Source organism: uncultured Blautia sp., from assembly GCF_902497045.1.
GTDB lineage: Bacteria > Bacillota > Clostridia > Lachnospirales > Lachnospiraceae > Blautia_A.
In genome coordinates, this window is sequence record NZ_CABVDF010000001.1 from 24072 (window position 1) to 45931 (window position 21860).

At 44.1% G+C, this 21860-nt stretch carries 32 protein-coding genes; 29 read left to right on the forward strand and 3 right to left on the reverse strand.

From position 1 onward, the window contains the following. Positions 1 to 16 precede the first annotated feature (16 nt). The 17 genes from RDS42_RS00130 to RDS42_RS00210 all read left to right on the forward strand — a co-directional run bounded on the left by RDS42_RS00130 (position 17) and on the right by RDS42_RS00210 (position 11266). Positions 17 to 1072: a YqaJ viral recombinase family protein gene (locus RDS42_RS00130; RefSeq protein WP_308781816.1), complete on the forward strand. Its 1056-nt coding sequence runs from the start codon at positions 17 to 19 to the stop codon at positions 1070 to 1072. Next, positions 1069 to 1575 carry a DNA (cytosine-5-)-methyltransferase gene (dcm, locus tag RDS42_RS00135; RefSeq protein ID WP_308781817.1) on the forward strand — a complete coding sequence of 169 codons (507 nt, stop codon included), beginning with the start codon at positions 1069 to 1071 and terminating at the stop codon, positions 1573 to 1575. The genes RDS42_RS00130 and dcm overlap by 4 nt, the downstream gene beginning before the upstream one ends. Next, entirely contained in the window at positions 1541 to 1927 is a 387-nt protein-coding gene (locus tag RDS42_RS00140) for a DNA cytosine methyltransferase (protein WP_308781849.1), read from the forward strand. Before dcm ends, RDS42_RS00140 begins: the two co-directional genes overlap by 35 nt. Before the next feature lie 14 nt (positions 1928 to 1941). Further along, a complete protein-coding gene (locus RDS42_RS00145) occupies positions 1942 to 2436 on the forward strand; it encodes a hypothetical protein (RefSeq protein WP_308781818.1) in 495 nt (164 codons plus the stop codon). Positions 2437 to 2520: 84 nt separating this feature from the next. Next, entirely contained in the window at positions 2521 to 3060 is a 540-nt protein-coding gene (locus RDS42_RS00150; protein WP_308781819.1) for a hypothetical protein, read from the forward strand. Positions 3061 to 3072: 12 nt separating this feature from the next. After that, positions 3073 to 3456: a hypothetical protein gene (locus tag RDS42_RS00155; RefSeq protein ID WP_308781820.1), complete on the forward strand. Its 384-nt coding sequence runs from the start codon at positions 3073 to 3075 to the stop codon at positions 3454 to 3456. A 12-nt stretch (positions 3457 to 3468) separates the two neighbouring features. After that, positions 3469 to 3600 (forward strand): hypothetical protein, encoded by a 132-nt coding sequence (locus RDS42_RS00160; protein ID WP_308781821.1) that lies wholly within the window; start codon positions 3469 to 3471, stop codon positions 3598 to 3600. Between the two features lie 3 nt (positions 3601 to 3603). Continuing rightward, positions 3604 to 3873 carry a DUF6275 family protein gene (locus RDS42_RS00165; RefSeq protein WP_308781822.1) on the forward strand — a complete coding sequence of 90 codons (270 nt, stop codon included), beginning with the start codon at positions 3604 to 3606 and terminating at the stop codon, positions 3871 to 3873. 13 nt (positions 3874 to 3886) lie between these two features. Further along, entirely contained in the window at positions 3887 to 4222 is a 336-nt protein-coding gene (locus tag RDS42_RS00170) for a nucleoside triphosphate pyrophosphohydrolase family protein (RefSeq protein WP_195508893.1), read from the forward strand. Next, positions 4222 to 4728, forward strand: a complete 507-nt coding sequence (gene nrdG, locus RDS42_RS00175; protein ID WP_308781823.1) for an anaerobic ribonucleoside-triphosphate reductase activating protein — start codon at positions 4222 to 4224, stop codon at positions 4726 to 4728. The genes RDS42_RS00170 and nrdG overlap by 1 nt, the downstream gene beginning before the upstream one ends. Continuing rightward, a complete protein-coding gene (gene nrdD / locus RDS42_RS00180) occupies positions 4715 to 6841 on the forward strand; it encodes an anaerobic ribonucleoside-triphosphate reductase (protein ID WP_308781824.1) in 2127 nt (708 codons plus the stop codon). The genes nrdG and nrdD overlap by 14 nt, the downstream gene beginning before the upstream one ends. Before the next feature lie 411 nt (positions 6842 to 7252). Then, positions 7253 to 7933, forward strand: coding sequence for a hypothetical protein (locus RDS42_RS00185; protein WP_308781825.1), 681 nt, complete (start codon positions 7253 to 7255; stop codon positions 7931 to 7933). 15 nt (positions 7934 to 7948) lie between these two features. Further along, positions 7949 to 8731, forward strand: a complete 783-nt coding sequence (locus RDS42_RS00190) for a primase C-terminal domain-containing protein (protein WP_308781826.1) — start codon at positions 7949 to 7951, stop codon at positions 8729 to 8731. 4 nt (positions 8732 to 8735) lie between these two features. Next, positions 8736 to 8948 carry a hypothetical protein gene (locus RDS42_RS00195; RefSeq protein ID WP_308781827.1) on the forward strand — a complete coding sequence of 71 codons (213 nt, stop codon included), beginning with the start codon at positions 8736 to 8738 and terminating at the stop codon, positions 8946 to 8948. Next, positions 8938 to 10419, forward strand: coding sequence for a phage/plasmid primase, P4 family (locus tag RDS42_RS00200; RefSeq protein WP_308781828.1), 1482 nt, complete (start codon positions 8938 to 8940; stop codon positions 10417 to 10419). Before RDS42_RS00195 ends, RDS42_RS00200 begins: the two co-directional genes overlap by 11 nt. Positions 10420 to 10545: 126 nt before the next feature. Then, entirely contained in the window at positions 10546 to 10692 is a 147-nt protein-coding gene (locus RDS42_RS00205; protein ID WP_308781829.1) for a hypothetical protein, read from the forward strand. Between the two features lie 10 nt (positions 10693 to 10702). Continuing rightward, positions 10703 to 11266 carry a hypothetical protein gene (locus RDS42_RS00210; protein ID WP_308781830.1) on the forward strand — a complete coding sequence of 188 codons (564 nt, stop codon included), beginning with the start codon at positions 10703 to 10705 and terminating at the stop codon, positions 11264 to 11266. Positions 11267 to 11365: 99 nt separating this feature from the next. On the opposite strand, the gene RDS42_RS00215 is transcribed toward RDS42_RS00210, so the two are convergent. The 3 genes from RDS42_RS00215 to RDS42_RS00225 all read right to left on the reverse strand — a co-directional run bounded on the left by RDS42_RS00215 (position 11366) and on the right by RDS42_RS00225 (position 13040). Continuing rightward, the gene (locus RDS42_RS00215) at positions 11366 to 12094 is read right to left on the reverse strand and encodes an FtsK/SpoIIIE domain-containing protein (RefSeq protein ID WP_308781831.1); all 729 of its coding nucleotides are present in this window, start codon (positions 12092 to 12094) and stop codon (positions 11366 to 11368) included. A gap of 109 nt (positions 12095 to 12203) precedes the next feature. Continuing rightward, positions 12204 to 12548 (reverse strand): hypothetical protein, encoded by a 345-nt coding sequence (locus RDS42_RS00220; protein ID WP_308781832.1) that lies wholly within the window; start codon positions 12546 to 12548, stop codon positions 12204 to 12206. A gap of 102 nt (positions 12549 to 12650) precedes the next feature. Then, entirely contained in the window at positions 12651 to 13040 is a 390-nt protein-coding gene (locus RDS42_RS00225) for a hypothetical protein (protein ID WP_308781833.1), read from the reverse strand. Between the two features lie 358 nt (positions 13041 to 13398). Here RDS42_RS00225 and RDS42_RS00230 point away from each other — a divergent pair, with 358 nt between their 5' ends. The 12 genes from RDS42_RS00230 (at position 13399) to RDS42_RS00285 (ending at position 21855) form a co-directional block, all read left to right on the forward strand. Beyond that, complete coding sequence (locus RDS42_RS00230; RefSeq protein WP_195508880.1) at positions 13399 to 13617, forward strand: helix-turn-helix transcriptional regulator; 219 nt, start codon at positions 13399 to 13401, stop codon at positions 13615 to 13617. A gap of 158 nt (positions 13618 to 13775) precedes the next feature. Next, on the forward strand, positions 13776 to 14012 hold the full coding sequence (locus RDS42_RS00235) for a helix-turn-helix transcriptional regulator (protein WP_195508879.1): 237 nt from the start codon (positions 13776 to 13778) through the stop codon (positions 14010 to 14012). 164 nt (positions 14013 to 14176) lie between these two features. After that, positions 14177 to 14404 (forward strand): NINE protein, encoded by a 228-nt coding sequence (locus RDS42_RS00240; RefSeq protein ID WP_195508878.1) that lies wholly within the window; start codon positions 14177 to 14179, stop codon positions 14402 to 14404. 85 nt (positions 14405 to 14489) lie between these two features. After that, positions 14490 to 16157: a phage terminase large subunit gene (gene terL, locus RDS42_RS00245; protein ID WP_308781834.1), complete on the forward strand. Its 1668-nt coding sequence runs from the start codon at positions 14490 to 14492 to the stop codon at positions 16155 to 16157. Between the two features lie 108 nt (positions 16158 to 16265). After that, on the forward strand, positions 16266 to 17753 hold the full coding sequence (locus tag RDS42_RS00250; RefSeq protein WP_195508876.1) for a phage portal protein: 1488 nt from the start codon (positions 16266 to 16268) through the stop codon (positions 17751 to 17753). A gap of 128 nt (positions 17754 to 17881) precedes the next feature. Beyond that, complete coding sequence (locus tag RDS42_RS00255) at positions 17882 to 18487, forward strand: phage minor head protein (protein ID WP_195508875.1); 606 nt, start codon at positions 17882 to 17884, stop codon at positions 18485 to 18487. A 112-nt stretch (positions 18488 to 18599) separates the two neighbouring features. Continuing rightward, positions 18600 to 19184, forward strand: coding sequence for a hypothetical protein (locus RDS42_RS00260; RefSeq protein WP_308781835.1), 585 nt, complete (start codon positions 18600 to 18602; stop codon positions 19182 to 19184). An 18-nt stretch (positions 19185 to 19202) separates the two neighbouring features. Next, complete coding sequence (locus RDS42_RS00265; protein ID WP_195508873.1) at positions 19203 to 20219, forward strand: DUF5309 family protein; 1017 nt, start codon at positions 19203 to 19205, stop codon at positions 20217 to 20219. Positions 20220 to 20247: 28 nt separating this feature from the next. Next, a complete protein-coding gene (locus RDS42_RS00270; protein ID WP_308781836.1) occupies positions 20248 to 20556 on the forward strand; it encodes a phage head-tail connector protein in 309 nt (102 codons plus the stop codon). After that, entirely contained in the window at positions 20556 to 20927 is a 372-nt protein-coding gene (locus tag RDS42_RS00275) for a hypothetical protein (RefSeq protein WP_227189241.1), read from the forward strand. The genes RDS42_RS00270 and RDS42_RS00275 overlap by 1 nt, the downstream gene beginning before the upstream one ends. Next, positions 20924 to 21457 carry a hypothetical protein gene (locus RDS42_RS00280; RefSeq protein ID WP_195508870.1) on the forward strand — a complete coding sequence of 178 codons (534 nt, stop codon included), beginning with the start codon at positions 20924 to 20926 and terminating at the stop codon, positions 21455 to 21457. Before RDS42_RS00275 ends, RDS42_RS00280 begins: the two co-directional genes overlap by 4 nt. Next, entirely contained in the window at positions 21454 to 21855 is a 402-nt protein-coding gene (locus tag RDS42_RS00285; protein WP_227189243.1) for a hypothetical protein, read from the forward strand. Before RDS42_RS00280 ends, RDS42_RS00285 begins: the two co-directional genes overlap by 4 nt. Positions 21856 to 21860: the final 5 nt, after the last annotated feature.

Genomic DNA, 21860 nt, shown 5'->3' on the forward strand with positions numbered 1-21860 from the left:
GAAGGAGGACGGTTCTATGAAGTGGAATGACGATAAAACCATCACGATTACACCACCTGCGAAACCGAAGAAGATCACAGGTACACGATTTGCAGCTATCATGGGTCTGAATAAGTGGACAAGCCCGTTCAATGCGTGGTGTGCAATTACCAGAACCTATGAAGAACCGTTTGAGGACACGATCTATACCATTGCAGGTAAGACGATTGAGCCGAAGCAGGCAGAGTATATGAAAACTGCATACTTCATGAGTAATCTGATTACACCTACAGATGTGTACGGTGAGGACTACTTCAAGAAAACGTGGGGAGATTTCTTCCGTGATACGCCAATCTTTGGCGGTATGTGGGACTACCTGCTTGTGGACAAGGAAGGTAAGCCACAAACGGTACTGGAAATGAAAACCACAAAGAGGTCTGAGGACTGGATGGAAGATGTGCCTGAGTATTATGCTTTACAGGCTGCACTTTATGCCTACCTGCTTGGAGTGGATGACGTAATCATGGTATGTTCGGTTTTGGGTGAGAAGGACTACGATGACCCGAAAGCGTATGAGTGCAAAGCTGAGAACACTTTCGTTCGTCCGTTCAAGGTGTCTGAGAGATATCCGAACATGAAGAAAACGATCACTCAGGTTAAGAAGTGGTGGAAAACTCATGTGGAGGGCGGTGTATCTCCGAAGTACGATGAAAAGGCTGACGCTGACATTCTGAAAGTGCTGAGAGATAACAACCTGTCCCCTGACTGCGATCTGGACGCAATGGTGAAGGAAGCCGAAGGGCTTATGCTTCATATCGAAGAGGTAAATGCAACCGTAGCTGACGATGAAAAGCGTCTGAAAAAGCTGAAAGAACTGATTAAGGAAGCAAGTATGAGTCAGTTCAAACCGGGTGACAAGACTGTTACGATTACAGGCGGCAGTTATGATTTTGTCACGTCTGTTAGCATGAAGAAGAAACAGGACTTCGATACGGAAGCAATGGAGAAAGACGGTGTGCTTGATAAGTATATGACTGAGACTGAAAAGCCTGAGTACCGTTTCACTCCGAAGCGAAGAAAGGAGTCAGCATGATTAAATATCTCAGCTTATTCAGCGGAATAGGTGCTTTTGAAAAAGCATTACAGAATCTACATATTCCTTATGATTTGATGGGATATTGTGAAATTGATAAATATGCAAGCAAGGCTTATTCCCTCTTGCATAATGTACCGGAATCTATGAACTTAGGAGATATTACCAAACTAGATGAAAAGAGTTTACCTGATGATATTGACTTAATCACCTATGGATTTCCTTGTCAAGATATATCTCTGGCAGGACACCAGAAAGGTTTATTGAACGAAGATGGAAGTAAAACCCGGTCAGGATTGTTCTTTGATGCTTTAAGAATTATTGAGCATACACAACCGAAAGTTGCTATTGCTGAGAATGTTAAAAATCTTACAGCTAAGAAGTTTTCAGAGCAATTTTCCATAGTTTTAAACTCTCTTGATGAAGTAGGGTACAACAATTACTGGCAGGTGTTAAATGCTAAAGACTATGGAACACCACAAAACAGAGAGAGAGTATCTTGAATATCCTAACAGTACAACACGAAGAGGACATATTGGAAAGCAGGTAGCACAAACTATAACCACTTCTCCGAATCAGGGAGCTGTTGTTGAAGCAATTTCAGGAAAAGAATTGAGCGGTTTAGCAATTCGCAAATTGACTCCAAAGGAGTGCTTTCGCTTGATGGGTTTTGATGATTCAGATGTAGACAAGCTGATTACAAACGGTATTTCCAATACGCAGCTTTATAAGATGGCAGGTAACTCCATTGTGGTTACTGTTTTGGAAAATCTGTTCAAACAGATTTATAAACCAGTTACTCAGAGTATTGCTTCTTTGAAGCAACAATCTCTGGATATATTAAATAACATTTAAGGAGGACTATTACAATGGCAAAGATTGGACTTACAGAGGGATTTACACTGATCCCGGAAGGAACTCATGTATTCAAGATTACTGAGGTCAACTACAAAGAGGACTTCGGTAAGATGGAAGTGGTTATGCAGACCGCAAAGGGTCAGAAGCATATCGAGAGATTTTCTCTCCTGAATAAAGACGGTGAACCGAATCAGGGCGGTCTTAATGCGTTCAGCTATTTTGCTAAAACGGCACTGGATGACTTCACTGTGAAGGACATTGACGATCAGGAGTTAGTTGGACACTTTATCCGCTGTGAAGTTGAGCATGAGGAAGTCGAGAGCAACAAAACACCGGGCAAGATGCTCAAATTTGCAAGACTGGGTGACAAGGAAGCGGCTTATGGATTTGATGAAGAGGAAGCTGCCCCGGCAGCACCGAAGCAGAGCAAGCCTGCACAGGCTGAACCTGCAAAGCAGGAAGGTAAGAAACCTGCGGCATTTGATCTTGGCAGTCTGCTTGGTTAAGTAAGTGACCTGCGGAGAGGGAGAGATGTTATCTCAAACTCTCCAATGGTTATATTAAAATATTCTCAAAATGGAGGATTGAAGATGAACACGAACGAAAGAATTAAGATTTTCAAGTCCCTGATGGGTCAGGCGTTCAGCAAGGAAGAGGTGGACTACTTTGTAGCTATTTTCAGACGGATGGGTTATTTCACTGCCCCTGCTTCCACGAAGTATCACGGCAATTATGAAGGTGGTTTGTTCGATCATTCCCTTGAAGTGACTAAGAGTCTGCTGCATCTTACCAAACACCTGAAACTTCACTGGAACAGCAAGAAGAGTCCTTATGTTGTGGGTATGTTTCATGATCTCTGCAAGTGTGATAACTACATTCACAACGGAGATGGAACGTACAGCTACAATCCGAATGTTACCATTCCCGGTCATGCTGAGAAGTCTTTGGTACTTCTGGCAGCGAATGAGATTGGCGTAACTGAGGAAGAGAAAGCGTGTATCAGATGGCATATGGGAGCGTTCGATGACAAGGAAAACTGGGACAAGTACGGAAAGGCTATTGAGAAATTCCCTAACGTCTTGTGGACTCACACGGCAGATATGATGGCTGCCAGAATCAAAGGTATTTAAGGAGGAAGCACTATGAAGAAAGTAGTTGCTGTAGTGATTGCTACACTTATGGTGGCAGTGCTTATGACAGGATGTACGGAATCTGAGCAGGTTTCGTATAACATCGGTAAGGAAGCTGACAACTTCAATGTAACCCGTAAACTGACCGTAATCAATGCCAGAACCGATACGATCTTGCTTGAAATGGAAGGTACATTTTCTCTCAGCAATAATTCAGACAACGAACTGGAAGTTATCTGTGAGGTTGGAGATGGCAAGTATCAGAAACATTTTGTATATCTGAACGATGACACGATGTATGTAGTGGAAGATATTTCCGGTGCAAATGTTGACAAGTACCATTATGAAATCAACTTCCTTCCTGAATACGGTGTCAAAGTTACTCACAAGGATTAAGGAGAAATTACTATGGGAGCATTACTTGGATTTATCGGAGGTTTTATTACAGGTCAGATTTTCTTGATCTGTGTAGCAGTTATTGGTGCAGGCAGAGAAGATAAGAAAGCACCGACTAAAGAAGAGTGGAAACAGGAGGACTAAATCATGATTATTACAGGTATGGATCACTTTCAGAGTGTATGCAAGAGAAAACTGGTGGAATGGTATCACAAGAATAGACCGGACGTTGACATTGATAAGAGCAATGTGTTTGTAGTCTGGTCTTGCAAGACTTTACAGAATTACAAATGCCTTGCATCTACCACAATCAGCGGTGACGGTATTTACGCTGAGTATACTTTTAACGGAGATAAGCAGGAGATGTATGAGGATGTTTACGGCAAACTCACCAACACCTGCATCACACAGGAATAAGGAGGACTAAATCATGACAGGTAAAGAATATCAGGAACTTGCAATCAGAACTTGCAGTATTCCTTACGATCAGAAAGAAGATAGACTGTTTCATGCCGTGTTCGGTCTGAACAGTGAAGCAGGAGAGGTTGCAGGAATCTTGCAGAAGAAATATCAGGGACATGAAGTGAACCTTGAACACATGGAAAAGGAACTTGGTGACTGTCTCTGGATGATCGCAGAAGCGTGTAATGCACTGGGAACGGATATTGATACAGTCATGCAGATGAATATTGACAAGCTGAAAGCCCGTTACCCAGAAGGGTTTACAGTAGAAAATTCTCTGCATCGTAAACCGGGAGATATCTAATGCGATATCACAACATTACTCAGGATGACATGAATAACGGTGACGGACTCCGGGTAGTCCTCTGGGTTGCAGGATGTGAACATCACTGTAGGGGCTGTCAGAATCCGGTTACATGGAATCCTGATGACGGTTTGGTGTTTGATAAGAGAGCTTTTAATGAAATCATGAAAGCACTGGAAAAATCATATGTGGCAGGTATTACTTTCTCCGGTGGTGATCCGCTTCACCCGCAGAACCGTGGAGCAGTATTCTCCATCATGAAAGCAGTACAGAAGAGATTTCCGAAGAAAACAATATGGGTCTACACCGGGTACACATGGGAACAGATTCTTGCAAACAAATATCTGCTTGCAGCAGTCAAGTATGCAGACGTACTGGTGGATGGACGCTTTGAAGAAGAGTTGAAGGATGTCAATTATCACTGGGCGGGCAGTACCAATCAGAGAGTGATTGACGTACAAAAATCATTACAGAAAGGAGAAGTGGTCTTACATGAAAGTAATTAAGAAAGACGGAACACTGGAAGAGTTTGACGGTGAAAAGATCGTAAACGCTGTCAACAAGTCTGCTTCCAGAGTCATGATTACACTGGATGATACAGCATTTCATGAAATCGTTGGTGCGGTACTGGCAGTGATTAAAGAGAAAGGTCTTACCGATATTCCGGTTGCCACGATGCACAACATTGTGGAGCAGGTGCTTGATAAGTATGATCCACGAATTGCTACATCCTATCGTAACTACAGAAACTATAAGCAAGACTTTGTTCATGTGTTGGACAGGGTATTCCAGAAATCGCAGGTTGTTAGATTTCAGGGAGATAAAGAGAACGCAAACACGGATTCAGCATTGGTAGCTACAAAGCGTTGCCTGATCTTTAATGAATTGAATAAACGTCTGTACCGCAAGTTCTTCATGACACAGGAAGAGTTACAGGCTTGCCGGGACGGTTATATTTACATTCACGATCAGTCTGCAAGACTGGACACTATGAACTGTTGCCTGTTCAGAGTCAATGAGGTTATGAAGGGTGGCTTTGAGATGGGTAATATCTGGTACAATGAACCGAAAACGCTTGATGTGTTCTTTGATGTACTGGGTGATATCATTCTCGCAACCGCAAGTCAGCAGTACGGAGGATTTACAGTACCGGAGGTTGACAAGTTGGCAGCACCTTACGCTGAGAAATCTTATAAGAAGTATGTGGATGAATACATGGAAATTCGCAATCAGCAGACCTTCACGCAGGAAGTTCATGAATGGGCTATGCAGAAGGTAGAAAGAGATTTTGAACAGGGATTTCAAGGAATTGAAATGAAGCTGAACACTGTGGGATCATCCCGTGGTGACTATCCATTTATCACTATGACATTCGGTCTGGCTACAGATTGTTTCGGTAAGATGGCAAGCAAGACTTTCCTGCGTGTTCACATGACAGGTGAGGGTAAGCCGGGAAATAAGAAGCCAGTCCTTTTCCCTAAACTGGTATTCCTGTATGACAAGAATCTTCACGGTGAAGGCTGTATCAACGAAGATGTATTTGAAGCCGGGATTGACTGTAGCTGCAAGACTATGTACCCTGACTGGCTGTCTCTTACAGGTGACGGTTATGTGGCTGAGATGTACAAGAAATATGGCAGAGTGGTAAGCCCTATGGGTTGCCGTGCTTTCCTTAGTCCGTGGTATGAGCGTGGCGGTATGCACCCGGCAGACGAAGATGATAAGCCTATCTTTGAAGGACGTTTCAATATTGGTGCAGTGAGTCTGCATCTGCCTATGATTCTTGCGAAAGCAAGAGAAGAGGGTAAGGACTTCTATGAGGTTTTGGACTTCTACCTTGAAATGATCCGCAATATTCACAAGCGTACTTATGAATACCTTGGAGAGATGAAAGCCAGTACCAACCCGATTGCCTATTGTGAAGGTGGTTTCTACGGAGGGCATCTGAAACCTTCGGACAAGATTAAATCACTTCTCAAACCTATGACGGCATCTTTCGGAATTACAGCACTCAATGAGTTGCAGGAACTTTACAACGGAAAGTCCATTGCAGAGGATGGTGCATTTGCACTGGAAGTCATGCAGCATATCAATGATAAGGTCAATGAATACAAGGAAGCTGACGGATGGCTCTATGCAATCTACGGCACACCTGCTGAGAGCCTTTGTGGTTTGCAGGTGGAGCAGTTCAGAAAGAAGTATGGAGTGATTAAGAATGTGTCTGACAGACCGTATGTAAGCAATAGCTTTCACTGTCACGTCACAGAAGATATCACACCAATTCAGAAGCAAGACTTGGAAGGACGTTTCTGGAATCTCTGCAACGGTGGCAAGATTCAGTATGTGAGATATCCGATCAGCTACAACCGGAACGCCGTCAAGACTCTGGTGTGCAGAGCAATGGAGTTAGGCTATTACGAAGGAGTCAACCTGTCTCTGGCATACTGTGATGATTGCGGTCATGAAGAGTTAGAGATGGATGTATGCCCGGTGTGTGGCAGTACCAACCTCACGAAGATTGACAGAATGAATGGCTATCTGTCCTACAGTAGAGTTCACGGTGATACCCGTCTGAACGCTGCAAAAATGGCTGAGATTGCTGAGAGAAAGTCAATGTAATGGAGGGTTAAGGTATGACTGATAAAGGGATTGATAATCTCAGGTTCGGGATCATAGAACAAGCTGCGATTGATTACGTTGACTTACTGACGGGCTTTAAGTCACCGACTACAGATTGTAACGTGAACGAGTGCCGAAGGTTCTTCCGGTCACAATGGTTTCATTCCCTTTGTGACCTTGATCCCGAACAGGTTATTAACCGATTGGAAAGGAAAGCAAAGACTATGGTTATGAAGTACGAAGTACACAAAGAACACGGTAGCTGTAGATGGTATGTCACGGAGGTAGGCTGTAAAGAGCCTATCCCCGGCACATACGGCACAAAGAAGAGAGCATTGCATACAGCAGCGAAGATGAATGGTCTGGACTACAAAGACTACATGAGAGTTCGCAGAAGGGATGGTATGAATCATGATTAGAATTTCAAAGGCAGAAACCTACGGGTGGGAAGCTGCAATTAGAGGTATGAGAAATCCTATGAACTCATGGGATAAATCAGACAGTTATCCTGCTGTAGATTGTGGAAAATGCGGGATTATTGATCGTGAAGGCATTTGTTATCCGAAAGAACATGATTGTTCCGAATTTGCTTGTTATGCAGTAGGAGAAAATGACCTCTCTCTCATGAAGAAACTTACGGCAGCAGGTAACGATCATGGGAAGTTCCTGAGAATGATTAACGTCACAGCGGACTTGGAAGCACCTCTCTATTGGTGGAAAGAATTTGACACCTACAAGGTGGGTACAGTCGCAAATTCGTGTAGCACAATGCACAAGATTCAGGCAAAAGAGTTTACCTTGGAAGATTTCTCCACGGATCACCTGTCTCAGACCAATCTTATTATCATGAAGATGGTAGTGGATGCACTGAACAATGCAAGACTGGACTTCCTTAGTCAGAAGGACAAGCGTGACTGGTGGCAGATGATTCAGCTTTTGCCGTCATCTTACAACCAGAAGCGTACCGTGCAGCTTAATTATGCAGTGTTAAAGAACATCTATCATGCACGAAGAAACCATAAACTTGATGAATGGCATACGTTCTGTCATTTCATCGAATCACTACCACACAGCGAATTGATTACAGAGTAAGGAGCGTGGGAACAGATGGACTATTCCAGAATACCAGAAGAATTAAAGAATCAGAATCAGTGGGTGTGTGCTTGGGACGGTTCAAAAGTTCCCATGAGAGCATTTGAAAGAAAAGCCGCTTCATCCACCGCACCGGACACTTGGTCTACCTTTGAGCAGGCTGAGTGGGCGGTGGAGAACGGACACTATGACCACATTGGTTATGTCTTTGCCGATCAGAACATTGTAGGCATTGACATTGATGCAGGCTTTGAGGACGGTCTTATGACCCCGCTGTGTGCAGATATTATGCAAGCCTGCCACTCATACACAGAGAAGTCCCGGAGTGGACGTGGAGTACATATCCTCATGCGTGGCAAGCTGCCGTTCTCAGGCAAGAACAATCTTGCAGGCGTAGAAATCTATCAGGCAAGAAGGTTCTTCATTATGACCGGGAAGGTGCTGATCTTCCCTGAGATCATTGATAATCAGGAAGCTATTGACTATGTAGTGGAGAAGTATTTTAAAGAGACAGAAAAGACCGGGAGCAATTCAAATATGGTACAGCGTATCTATTCTCCTAAGTTTCCGAAGCCTACGGGTGGGAGAATCTTTGTCAGACCGGACTACCCGGAAATCCCGGACGGCGGCAGAAATATTTCTCTTACCAGTCTGGCAGGTGCATTGCACAACACCGGGTACACTCCAATGCAGATTTATCAAGAATTGCAGAGAGTCAATAACGAAGTATGCAAGCCACCGCTTCCAGACAGAGAACTACAGATCATTGCAGAAAGCATAAGCAGATACAGGAGATAATTAAATGGCAAGAAACAGATACCCCGGATGTTGTTACTGTTGCGGTGCTTACGTTCCCACAGGCTACGGACACTTTGAAAGGCATAAGGGTGGATGGCGTGTAAAATGTGTAAAATGTACCAGTGGAAGAACGGTAAAAGATACCGACAAAGAAGTAAAGAAAGCAATTATGTTGAGAAATAAGCAGAAGGAGGTGAGAAAGAACAATGGAAGATGAATTATTTCAGTTGTCTAACGGACGCTATGTAACATCGGTAGAGATTTCAGAAAAGCTGACATACATCAAAGAACATCACCCTGAGACTTCCTATCAGGAAGATTCTACAGGGTATTCATGGGATGAAGCGGGTATGGCTGACCTCTTCTCAGAGTGTTACGATCATGACACCCGGTACTGCCCGGAAGCAAAGTCATGGTACACCTATGACGGTGGTAAGTGGCAGAAAGACGTAGGATCACTGCTTGTATCCAATAAGATTAAAGAGTTTGTCAGGATCATGGCACTCTACTGCGGAGAAATCCCGGACGAAGATAAGCGTAAGCAGTACATGGCTTTTGTCGGTAAGATGGGTGATAGACGTTTCCGTGACAGACTCATGAAGGATGCAGCCGACAACTTGAAGATTGCAGCAGCAGAGTTTGATACGCACCCATTTCTGATTAACTGTAAGAATGGTACTTATGATCTGGAATCATTGACATTCCGTGAGCATAAATGGGATGACTTCTTAACAATGCAGACCAATTTTGAATACGGTGTGAAGAAAGATAAGTGTGCCAGATGGGAACAGTTTATCAAGGAAGTAACGCAGAACGACAAAGACAAAGCGGACTACCTGCAACGTGCCTTGGGTTACTCCATCCTTGGAACATCTAAGGAAGAGTGTATGTTTATCCTGCATGGTAAGACCACCAGAAACGGAAAGTCCACCATGCTTGATGCAATTCAGCACTTGCTTGGTGATTACTCTACTGTCACACCTGTAGAACTGATCTGCCGTGGTGACAGAGCAAAGAACGCAGAAGCAGCAAGCCCGGTACTGGCAAAGCTGAAAGGTAAGCGAATGGTTACTATGAGTGAGTCAGACACCGCCGGGAAGTTGGATGAATCAGTCATCAAGCAGCTTACTGGTGGTGAAGAAATCACCGCCCGTGAGTTGTATCAGACAGCAATTACCTTCAAGCCGCAGTTTACAATGTGGCTGTCCTGTAATGACCTACCTGCTGTAAAAGATAAATCCTTGTTTGCTTCTGATCGTGTGCGTGTTATTGAATTTAACAGGCACTTTAATGATGACGAACAGGACAAAGGCTTGAAGGACTACTTTGAGTCACCGGAAGCAATGCGTGGTATCTTCACATGGTTGGTTGCCGGGTACTTCAAGTACAGAAGGTTTGGTCTAAAAATGTCAGCAAATATGCAGAAGGTAGTCAAGCAGTATGAGAAAGACAATGATCTGGTATTGCAGTACCTTGAAGAGAAATGCCAGAAGCAGGATGACGTTAAGACAAGAGCAAAGACCCTTTATGATAATTACAAGCTGTGGTGCAAGAGCAACGGCTATTATGTATGCAGCATGAAGAAGTTCAATGCTGAGTTGATGGTACACCCTGAGTGGTATGAGCAGAAGTCCGTGAGTGGTGGCGTGGCTGTTTACTACGGAATTATGATGAAAACGACAGGTTAATTGTAGGGTATGTAGGGTATTTCATCGTTTTGCTATAACTTTCTCTAGTAGACCGCCTACTAAGAAAAGTTATACCGAAAATCGAAAATACCCTACAAGCCCTACAGGTAAGAAAGGAGCAGAACTATGGAAAGTTATGTAGAGAGATGGAAAAGAGAGCAGAAAGAGAAGGAGCAGAAAGGAGTAGGTAAGAATGGCAGACGAACAGAAGAAGCCCAGAACGAGAGGGAAGGACAGAAAGCCCAGAAGGACAGCGGGGTATCAGAAGAGTAGCCCTGCGAACTTGGAAAAAGCAAGAGAAAATAGTCCGATTGTACAGGGGCATAATCCTGATTTGCCAGAAGGATATAACTCCCGGATGATTCAGTTCACTATGGAGATCATGCCGTCTGAGAAGTTGGACTATAACGACATAGAAGAGATGGAAAGACGGTTCATGCACTATCTGGAAACGTGTGCAAAATACGATATGAAGATAGGGAATCAGGCTGCATATGCTGCGATAGGAATAGATAAGGGTATTGCATGGGAGTGGGTCAACCGTTGTACAACGAACCCCGCCCGCACCGACTTTATCAAAAAGGTGCAGAAAGTGTGTGCTTTATACCGTGAGGGACTTATGCAGGATGGCAAGGTCAATCCGGTTACTGGCATATTCTGGCAGAAGAACTATGACGGCATGAAGGATCAGACAGAAATGGTTCTGACTCCTAACAATCCGTTGGGTGACAGTGCCGACACAGAAGCCCTTGCAAGGAAGTATCTTGACAATGCCGACATTGTAGACATTCCAGAAGGTGAAATCTCAGAAGTCGCAGAAAGGGCAGAAAGCCCTAAAATTAAATAAGGTAATGAAATACGCCCCGGTGTAGGAAAGACCTGCTGCCGGGGCGTGTGTGCGTTCTGAGGGCATAAAGAAAGCCCCGGATCATACGGGGCGGGCGTTCTACCCATTCCATACAATCCGGGGTTTCTGTTTCCTCCAATATTCTATTATGTCCGGGGTTTCTGTTTCGTACATCGGTATATTATACAACCTGCATCCCTCCGGTGTCATGTAGTAGCCTTGACCGTATCGGGGTAGGAGTTCGCAACCTGTCACGCCTAAAATATTACGGCTATCTTGACCGCTGCGGGTTCTGAGTGCTACACGGCTATCAAAGTTTACCTTTATCGGTGTAGGGATCACAGCAGACAACGGGCACTGTGTAGCGGCTACAGCGTGGACGTTTGCAGCTCTGCCGATCTGACAGAGCCGTTGCAATATCGGTTGTACTTGCTTTTTGTTCGTTGTCATCAGGTCGGCTAGTTCGTCAATAACCACATACACAGCACCGCCGCCGTATTTCTTAACGTGCTGCCGTGCCATGTCTCTATAACGGTTGTCTGTTATTGCTATAGCTTCCTGTAATGCCTGTACCATTTCCCCCGGTTCACTGCTATAACGCAGTGTGTGGGGCAGTTCTTTATAGTCCACCAGTTCAACCCGTTTAGGGTCGATCAATATAAACTGTACAGCGGCGGGGCTGTCCTTTAGTGCTGTTGTCATCATGCCATTTATTACAACGCTTTTACCGCTGCCTGTAGCCCCTGCAATTAGTAAATGGGGCTGTTGTAGCATATCGGCATAAAGATTATAATAATCAAGTTCGGGTGTTTTCCAGACTCTTCTCACGCTATCACGTCCTTTTCTATATTGGTTTACACTCTGCATTTATACGGGCTTGTGACCGTCAACGGCTGCATTATAAACCAATGCCCCGGACTGTTGCCGGGGCTTGTGGCTAGTTTATAAAGTTATAGTCATATTGTTTTACAGTTCCCAGAGTTGCCGCCGTTGGTGTTTCACCTGTAAAGCGGTCAACCTCTATTACCGGGATATAAAACGCTGTATAGCGTCCCGTTTCGTTGGTTGTACAGTTGTAATATTCAAACGTATTTAACAGGGTTTCAAACGTTGTGTCTAAATGTTTCCCGTTCTGTACTACTGTACTAAATAACCCGGTTTCCGGTCTTAAATTGCAAGGGCATAACATAATAGGCATATCGTTATTAAATACCCGGCGGGCTGTTGCCTTGCTAACTCTCTCAAAAGTAAAACCATCTTTTCTAAAGCTGTATTCTCTCATAATACAAGACCTCCTATATTCTATTGTATTCTGTTTCCAGACCCCCGGCAGAGCCGGGACGCTTGCGGCTTGACTGGCTATTTATACACGCCGCAACGTGTGTTACTCTTCGGACTCGTCAAAGTCCCCGTTTTCTTCCATCTCGTCTAATACATCGGATATTACAGACCCCAGAAGGTAACAACGTATTGTTACGTCAAACCATTCCCAATCCTCAGAAATAAATTTATCCCCTACGGTTGCGGGATCGGTTGCGAACTCGTTAATAGCTTTTTGTAATAAGTCCATGTTATCGAGTACATACAAGGAAGCCTGCACCCTGTTAAATGTATATGATCCGCTGCCGTTGCCTGTCACGCTATCGGCTGTCCACAAGTCATCATTTAACTGTTGTTCAAGTCCTCCTCTGTCCTCTGTCCAGTCTGCTAAATCAACCTCGTCTGTAATCCACTGTTTTACATCCTCTGTCATTGCTTCTCTGTAATCATACATAATACTTGACCTCCTATATTCAATTATCACTTTGTGCAATCTGTACACCGGGCGGCTTGCCTGCTGTACAGCAGCATTGACAACCTATAATTATTTAGTTGTCGTTGCTATCTCTTTATCATGTTTACATGATATCATATATACATGATATTGTCAAGCATTTTATCATGATTACATGATATTTTTTTTTTGTGATCTGGTGACAGGACAGCAGCACCGGGACAGCATACCCCCCGGAGGGGGAAATAGACCCCCGGCTGCCGGGGCGGGTGAGGTGCAAAAGTTCCGCAAAAATTAAAAAGGTCTTGACAATATCATAAAATCATAATATCATGTAAGCATGAAAGGAGGTAACACAATGCAGGCTAACGAAGTAATTAAAAATCTTATGGCACAGAAGGAGATCACTCAGACTGAAATGAGAGAGAAGATGGAGATGAAAAGCCAGTCCGGTGTAAGTCAGGCTCTTAATCGTGATATGAAAATCTCTATGCTGATCCGTTTCTTGAAGGTGATGGATTGTTCATTGACTGTTACAGACAATTCGACTGGTGAGACATTTGAGATTTCAGAATAAATGATAGGCATACGCCTATTAAAAATAGACATACGTCTATCAAGTGCTATAACTCCTCTTAGAGAGGGCTATACTATAAAAAGTTAGGGAGTATAATAGACATACGTCTATCGTGATAGGCATACGCCAATAAGTCTGATTAAGGAGGGCTGACGGCTATGACCGTGAAAGATTGTGTAAAAACCATGCTTTCTAAAAGAGGATGGAGTCAACGGAAACTGGCTGAGGAACTTGGTTATTCCGGTCAGGGCAGTATTGGTAAGACTCTCCTAAGAAATGATGGTATGGGTATGACTGTAGAAACACTCATAAAGTGGGCTGATGCAATGGAGTTTCAGATCATCATACAGTCAGAAGATGAAGAGATGATTTTGGATGGTGAAAGTGAGGGATAAGTATGTTATATTTACTGTGGGGCATTTGCTATTTCATGTGGCTGTGCTTCCGATTGATGTTCTGGGTATCTATGAAGATCGTGTACTATGTAATAATCATGCCTATCCTTTGGATGTTCAGACTGCCGTTCAGAATTTTAGCGAACTTATAAGGAGGATCAAGTATGGCTACAGGTGTTTATCTGAGCAGTCATAAGAAGAAAAGAACTGCGTTATTACTCTGTATTTTTACAGGAGTGTTCGGAGGTCACTATTTCTATGTGGGAAGATTCATGAGAGGTCTGCTTGCAATGTTCACCTTCAACTTCTTGTTTATAGGATGGCTGCTTGATATTATCAAAATCATGAGAGGACGATTAAAGGATAACAACGGATTGCCACTTATTGATTAACTGAATACTTGGCTGTAGGGATGCTACAGCTTGTCCAATGGGACTGTCGTTTTGACAGTCCTTTTTTTATTCTCAGGAGGTTATTATGAATTATTTGAAATTGAAACAGAAGATTTATGAAGCTATAGAAAGGAATCCGCTTGATAGATCTGCATACGAAGAGATGTTTGCAGTCTGCCGGGAATATGAGAAGATTGACTTCCAGACCGCACACGCATGGAATCATGAACTGCGTAATCGTATCTCATGGGGACTGCGTATGACGGTATGCAGTCAGAAATTCGATGAAGCCAGAGAGTTTGATGATCTGATGTTCAGGTCACTTCTTTTCGGGGCACAGCATTTCTTCGATGATTACTTACAAGCGGTAGAGTACGGCAAGCCACTTGACAAGAAGTTCTATCAGCCCCGCCGTCATTATCTAAGAAGATATGTAGACGCATATCAGGAGATTCTTGACGGGAAACTGGACTTCCTATCCATCTCCATGCCGAAGAGAGCCGGGAAGTCCCAGTTAGGTATCAACTTTACGAATATGCTTTCCGGTAAGTACCCAGACAGAGCAACACTTATGGAAGGTACAGGTGATGACCTTGTTAAATCGTTCTATCTTGGTTGTCTGGAATATCTGACTCTTCCCAGTGACTATCATTTTTATGATATTTTCCCGGAGAGCAAACTTGTCCAGACCAATGCCGACACGAAGATTATCAACCTTCTGCATAAGTCCCGATTCCCTACCGTTATGTGCCGATCCATTGATGCCCGTCAGGTAGGTCTTTCCGAAGCAACTAACCTTCTGTACCTCGATGACTGTGTGGAAGGACGTGAGGAAGCGAAGAACCGTCAGAGACTTGATGATAAGTGGGAGGTCATCTCTGGTGATATCATCGGACGTGCTATTGAGGGTACACCTATTGTCATCTGCGGTACACGATATTCTCTGTATGATCCTATCGGTCATTTGCAGGAAGAGATGCAGAAACAGAGAAAACGATGCAAGATTATTGAGACACCTGCTCTTGATCTGGTGACAGATGAAAGTAACTTTGAGTATATGCGTGAGGGTAGAAAGGTTTTCACCACTCAGTATTTTAGGGATCAGCGTGAGATGCTTTCTGAGGAACAGTTTGAGTCCGAATTTCAGCAGAAACCGTTTGAAGCAAAAGGAATCCTTTTCCCGGAGAAGAGTCTTAACCGCTACTTTGAACTGCCGATTGACCGTGATCCTGACAGTATCATTGCTGTCTGTGATACTGCGGACACCGGAGAAGACTTCTGTGCTATGCCGATTGCTGCGGTATACGGAAGTGAGGTCTACATCGTAGATGTAGTCTTTGACGATTCTGCACCGAAAGTAACCAAACCTGAATGTGCGAAAGCACTCATTGACAACAAAGTGGTAGCCAGTACCTTTGAGTCGAACAATGCAGGTAAGTATTTTGCCCGTGACGTGCAGCAGATTTTAACTGACAGGAAGTATGTGTGCAATATCCGAACGAAGCAGACGATCAGTAACAAGCAGACCCGTATTGAGTTCGCATCGGACAACATCTTGAAGAAGTTCTACTTCAAAGATCCGTCCCTGTACGCAAGGAACAGTCAGTATGCAGCTTTCTTGAAACAGGTGACTACTTATACCCGATCCGGTAAAGTGCCGCACGATGACGCACCAGACTCCCTTGCATTGCTTGAAAATGAACTGAGAGGACTGATCGGAAATACGGTTGAGATTATGGACAGAAGGATTTAATTTTCCTAAAAAGTTTCCAATGCTTATGCATAAATATTGCTTGAAATAACCATTGAAGAGTGTTATAATAAACCATAGAGAAAGATTACTAAGAAGGAGGTGTCACCAGTGGTAGAACCCTATTTACATCTGAACGGACGAAGAATGATCCTGACAGATGAAACCGAAGTGAATATTGGTAACGTGGTTCAAATATTGCGAAAAGCATTACCGTACCACTGGAAGAACCGAAGTGAGATCAGTTACCTGTGGTCTTACTACAAGGGCAGGCAGCCGATTCTTAACCGTGTGAAGGAAGTAAGACCTGAGATCACAAACAAGATCGTTGAGAATCGTGCGAATGAGATTGTCTCATTCAAGTCGGGCTACCTCATGGGCGAACCGCTACAGTATGTTTCCAGAGGAAATGCTGAGAACATTGCAGATGCAATCAATCAGCTTAATGAGTTCGTATTTGCAGAGGAAAAGCCTGCGAAGGACAAGGAACTTGCCGACTGGTTTCATATCTGCGGAACTTCCTTCCGTATGGTACTCCCGGATGAAATGGCAGGAGAGGACGATGAATCCCCATTTGAAATCTACACTCTTGATCCCAGAAATACCTTCGTGGTCTATAACAACGGTTTAGGCAACAAGCCAATTCTGGGTGTTAAGTATGTGGTGGATGAAAACGGAGTGGTACATTACAGTTGCTATTCCGATCATGAGTATTTTGAGATTGTGGAGTCGAAGGTTATTTCCTATGATACACATATTCTGGGTGAGATTCCGATTATTGAATATCCACTGAATATGGCAAGGATCGGTGCTTTTGAACTGGTTATCCCACTTCTGGATGCAATCAACCTGACAGACAGTAACCGTTTGGATGGAGTGGAGCAGTTCATTCAGGCATTGATGCTATTCCACAACGTAGATATCAGTTCCGAAGATTTTGACGAACTCCGGGAAAGAGGGGCTATCAAGTTCAAAGACATTGATCCCCAGTTGAAAGCTGAGATTAACTATCTGGTAAGTAATCTCAATCAGGGTGAGACTCAGACCTTGGTAGACCATATGTATCAGACAGTGCTTACCATCTGTGGTATGCCGAACCGTAATGGCGGTTCTTCTACATCTGATACGGGTTCTGCCGTCATCATGCGTGATGGTTGGTCTGCTGCCGAAGCCAGAGCAAAGGACAGTGAGTTGATGTTTAAGAAGTCTGAGAGAATTTTCTTGAAGGTGGTTCTGAACATCTGCCGCACTCTTGCCGATATGGACTTGAAGGTATGCAACGTAGAAATCCGGTTCACACGAAGGAACTACGAAAACATTCTTCAAAAGGCACAGGTGCTTGATCTGATGCTGAAAAATAACAAAATCCATCCACGTCTTGCTTTTGAGCATTGTGGGTTGTTTGTAGATTCTGACCTTGCATACACATTAAGTGCTGAATATGCAGAGGAACAGGAGCAAAAGGCACAAGAGTTGTTTGAACAACAGCAAAGAATGAAACAGGAGGGAAATGACGATGACTCCGGTAATAACGAAGGAAATGGTGGAGCAGATGGAAAGTCTGCTGAAACACGGGAGCAGAGTGGAAATACTGATTGAGCAGGGTAAGATCACCATTGTAGAAATCAAACGAAAAATGAAGATGAAAGAGTAACGCCGGGACAAAGGTTCTGGTGAGTCCAATGGGACTGTGAGTGTAACAACTCATAGTCCCTTTTTATTTTGTCATGAATAAAAAGACACTTTCAAATTACATTCTGGCGTTTGATGAAATCAATGCCCTTACCGCTGTCAGTTATAACACCGCTTCCGAAACTACAGAGGATCAGACCGTACAGGTCAGTCAAATAGCAGATGACATTTTGTCACTGCTCATAAATGCCTACCGCAAGGGCGTACAAGCCGCTTCGGAGATGCTTGCTTATGATCTGACCGTGGATGTGAGAAGCATGGATGAAGTCATCTACTTGGTGATTGACGGTAAGACATTTGAGGACAGGGTTGCAGATCATGTCCTCTCAGGAGATTTACAGGGGCTACAGACTCTTGCTGAATCTGAATTTCACAGAGTATACAACGCTGCGGTTCTGGATGGAGGACACCAGTACCAATCCAGTGTTGGATATGGGGTGACAAAGAATTGGTACACGGTTATGGATGACAAGGTGCGGGAAACGCATCGTTATCTGGAAGGTGCTTCGGTGTCTCTGGACGAAGAGTTCTGGACATTTGACGGAGATCATGCAGCTTACCCCGGAGGGTTTACAAAAGCTGAGAACAATGTGAACTGCCGATGCACCGTGGAACTACACATTGATGCAGAGGAAGAGTGATCTGCTTCCTTTACATACATGGTGAGGGAACACCTACAAAACGCAAACTCAGACAAGAGGATAAAACGGAAATCATGGTGAGGGAACACCTACAAACGCAAGGAGGACTATTATGAGTTATTTAAGTGATTTGCTTGGGGATGCCTATAAGGAAGGTATGACTGAGGAAGAGATTTCCACTGCATTGCAGAGTGCAGAAGCGAAAGACAATGAAGCGGAAGTGAACCGCCTGAAAGCACAGCTTTCTAAAGCCAATTCGGAAGCTGCTGACTACAAGAAACAGTTAAGAGGTAAGCAGAGTGAGGATGAAGCTGCTGCCGCTGAACAGAAAGCAACGATGGATAAGCTGACACAGGAGAACGCAGACCTCAAACGTTCTATGGCACTGTCAGAAAAGAAAGCAAAACTTTTGGCTATGGGCTATGATGAAAAACTTGCCGATGACACTGCTACAGCAATGGTAGATGGTGACATGGACAAGGTTATGGCGAATCAGACTAAATACCTTGAAGCCCGTGAGAAAGATATTCTTGCTAAAAAGATGAAGGGTACTCCCAGACCTGCTGTGGGTTCTGAGAATACTGGTGGCATGGATTATCAGAAGAAGATCGAAGAAGCACAGGCAAGCGGAGATTTGACCGCAGTTGCCTACTATACACGTCTGGCAGCACAGGACGCTGCCGATCAGACAGAATAATAAAGGAGTGAATGAACAATGGCAGACGTATTTGCAACTAGCTTCGGAGTCCTGAACTACTCCGGTATGCTTTTTAACAAGGGTAATGTTAAGACCCCGCTTAGTTCTATTATCGGCTCTAAAGCCAAAACTACCAATCATGTAGAGTTCGTGACAGGTCAGGAATACAGTTCCGGTGGTAACGGTTCTCAGCCGAAGATTACTGAGAATCAGTCTCTTACTGCACCGGACGCTTCTGTTACTACCCGTGAGCAGAAAACTAACGTGACTCAGATTTTTCAGGAGTCTGTAGGTATCTCTTACGGTAAGCAGAGTAACATGGGTACTCTCTCCGGTATCAACGTTGCGAATCAGCAGGCGAACCCGATTTCCGAACTGGATTTTCAGGTTGCAGCTAAGATTCAGAAGGTGAACCGTGATATCGAGTACACTTTCATCAACGGTGTTTATCACAAGGCAACCAGTGATGATGATGCCAACCAGACCAGAGGTCTGATCCCGGCAATTACTTCTAACACTATGGCAATGAATAAGAAACCTCTGGGACTCTGGGATATTGCAGACATGGTTAAGAAGATTTACGGTGCGAACGCCCCTACTGAGGGACTTGTTCTTTGGTGTGACGCTGTTACTCTGTTCCAGATCAATGCTGATGCTGTTCAGAATGGTCTTACTATCGTACCTGCTGCCCGTGAGATCAATGGTATCTCTCTTTCCAGTGTGGTAACTCCGATCGGTGTTGTTTATCTGCATCTGGGTGAGTGTTTACCTGCGGGTACTGCACTGCTTCTGAACCTTGATGTGCTTGCACCTGTATATCAGCCTGTTCCGGGTAAGGGTAACTTCTTCCTTGAACAGCTTGCTAAGACTGGTGCAGGTGAGAAGTATCAGCTTTTCGGTCAGATCGGTCTGGATCATGGTGCTGAATGGTATCACGGTAAGTTCACAGGTATTTCTACTACCTTTGAGAAGCCTGCATACAGCCGTTCTGTTTATGTGGCTAACGCTGCGGATATCGGAAAGGCAACTGCTTAATCAGTAAAGAGTAAAGGAGGTGGGCGGTATGACTACCGACATGAAGTTGAAGATGCTGAAAAGTATGACTGGCGAAGAGGACAAAGACGTACTGTCCACTTATCTCAGTCTTGCTGAGAAAGTGGTACTGCAAAGAGCATATCCGTATGAGAATGTCAGTAAAGTACCGATGAAATACGATGCAGTCCATGTAGAGATTGCAGCGTACATGATAAATAAACGTGGAGCAGAGGGTGAAGTAAGCCACAGTGAGAACGGAGTGTCCCGTACTTATGAGGACGGAGATATCCCACCTTCTCTCCTTAGAGCAATTACACCAGTAGCGGGGGTGCTGTAATGAGACTGATGAAACGGAATCAGACGGCAATCTACTACTGTCTGTATAAGGGAAAAGAACCTCTTCTTGATGAAGATGGGAATGAGACAAGTGAATACAGGGTTCTGTATGAAAGACCTGTGAAGCTGATGTGCAGTGTGTCACACGCTACAGGGTATGCACAGGTGAATATGTTCGGTAACTTGGACAGTTATGACAAGGTTCTGATTACGGATGACATGAGTTGTCCGATAGACGAAAACACAGTCCTGTTTGTGGACAGTAAGCCGGGTTATCGGCAGGGTAAGCCTGCTTTCGACTATACCGTAAAACGGGTTGCGAAGTCTCTTAACACGATCTCTTATGCAGTATCGAAGGTGAAAGTCTCATGAGTAACAAGGTTATCAAAGTTCAGCTTACCGAACAGAGCATAGACAATGCGATAAAGGAATTAGAGGACTATAAGAAGTGGCTGAAAGAAAAGACGCAGGAATTTGTAAAAGCCCTTGCCGATGAAGGGATGCAGATTTCAAGAGCAAAGTTTCAGTCAGCTACCTACGATGGTACGAATGACGTTTCAGTATCGGTTGAAAGCAGGGGAGAGAATAAAGCTGCTGTAGTGGCTATAGGCAGTTCCGTTCTTTTCATTGAGTTCGGTACAGGTGTGAAATATCCTGATTCCCACCCGGAAGCCGGGAAGTTCGGTTTTGAGCATGGCGGTTACGGACACCACTTAGGACGGCTTGAAAAAGGATGGAGATATCAGGGTGATCCCGGTACAAACGGTGAGGTGATAGCCACCGGGAAACACGCAGGAGAAATTCATACCTATGGTAATCCTGCAAACATGAGTATGTATTATACAGTTCGTGAACTGGAAGAAAAGTTTGAGGAAATAGCAAGGAGGGTGTATCGAAGATGATAGATTGTGAAAATGAGGTCTATACCCGTATTGTTAGGATGCTTCGTGAAGAGTTTCCGGGAATCAACGTAGCGGGCGAATATACAAAGACCCCTTCTTCTTTCCCTCATGTGAGTATTACTCAGAGTGATAACAGCACGATTGCTGACAAGCAGGACACAAGCGGTAAGGAAGCTATGTCCCTTGTAATGTTTGAGATCAATGTGTACTCAAACAAGTCTGAGGGTAAGAAAACGGAATGTAAATCCATAGCAAAAGCTATTGATGAAAAGATGTTCTCCATGAATTTCAGGCGGTTGGCATTTACACCAGTCCCGAACTTGGAGGACGCAACCATATACAGAATCATTGCCCGTTACTCAGCAGCAACGGACGGTGAAAATTTTTACAGGAGGTAAAGAGC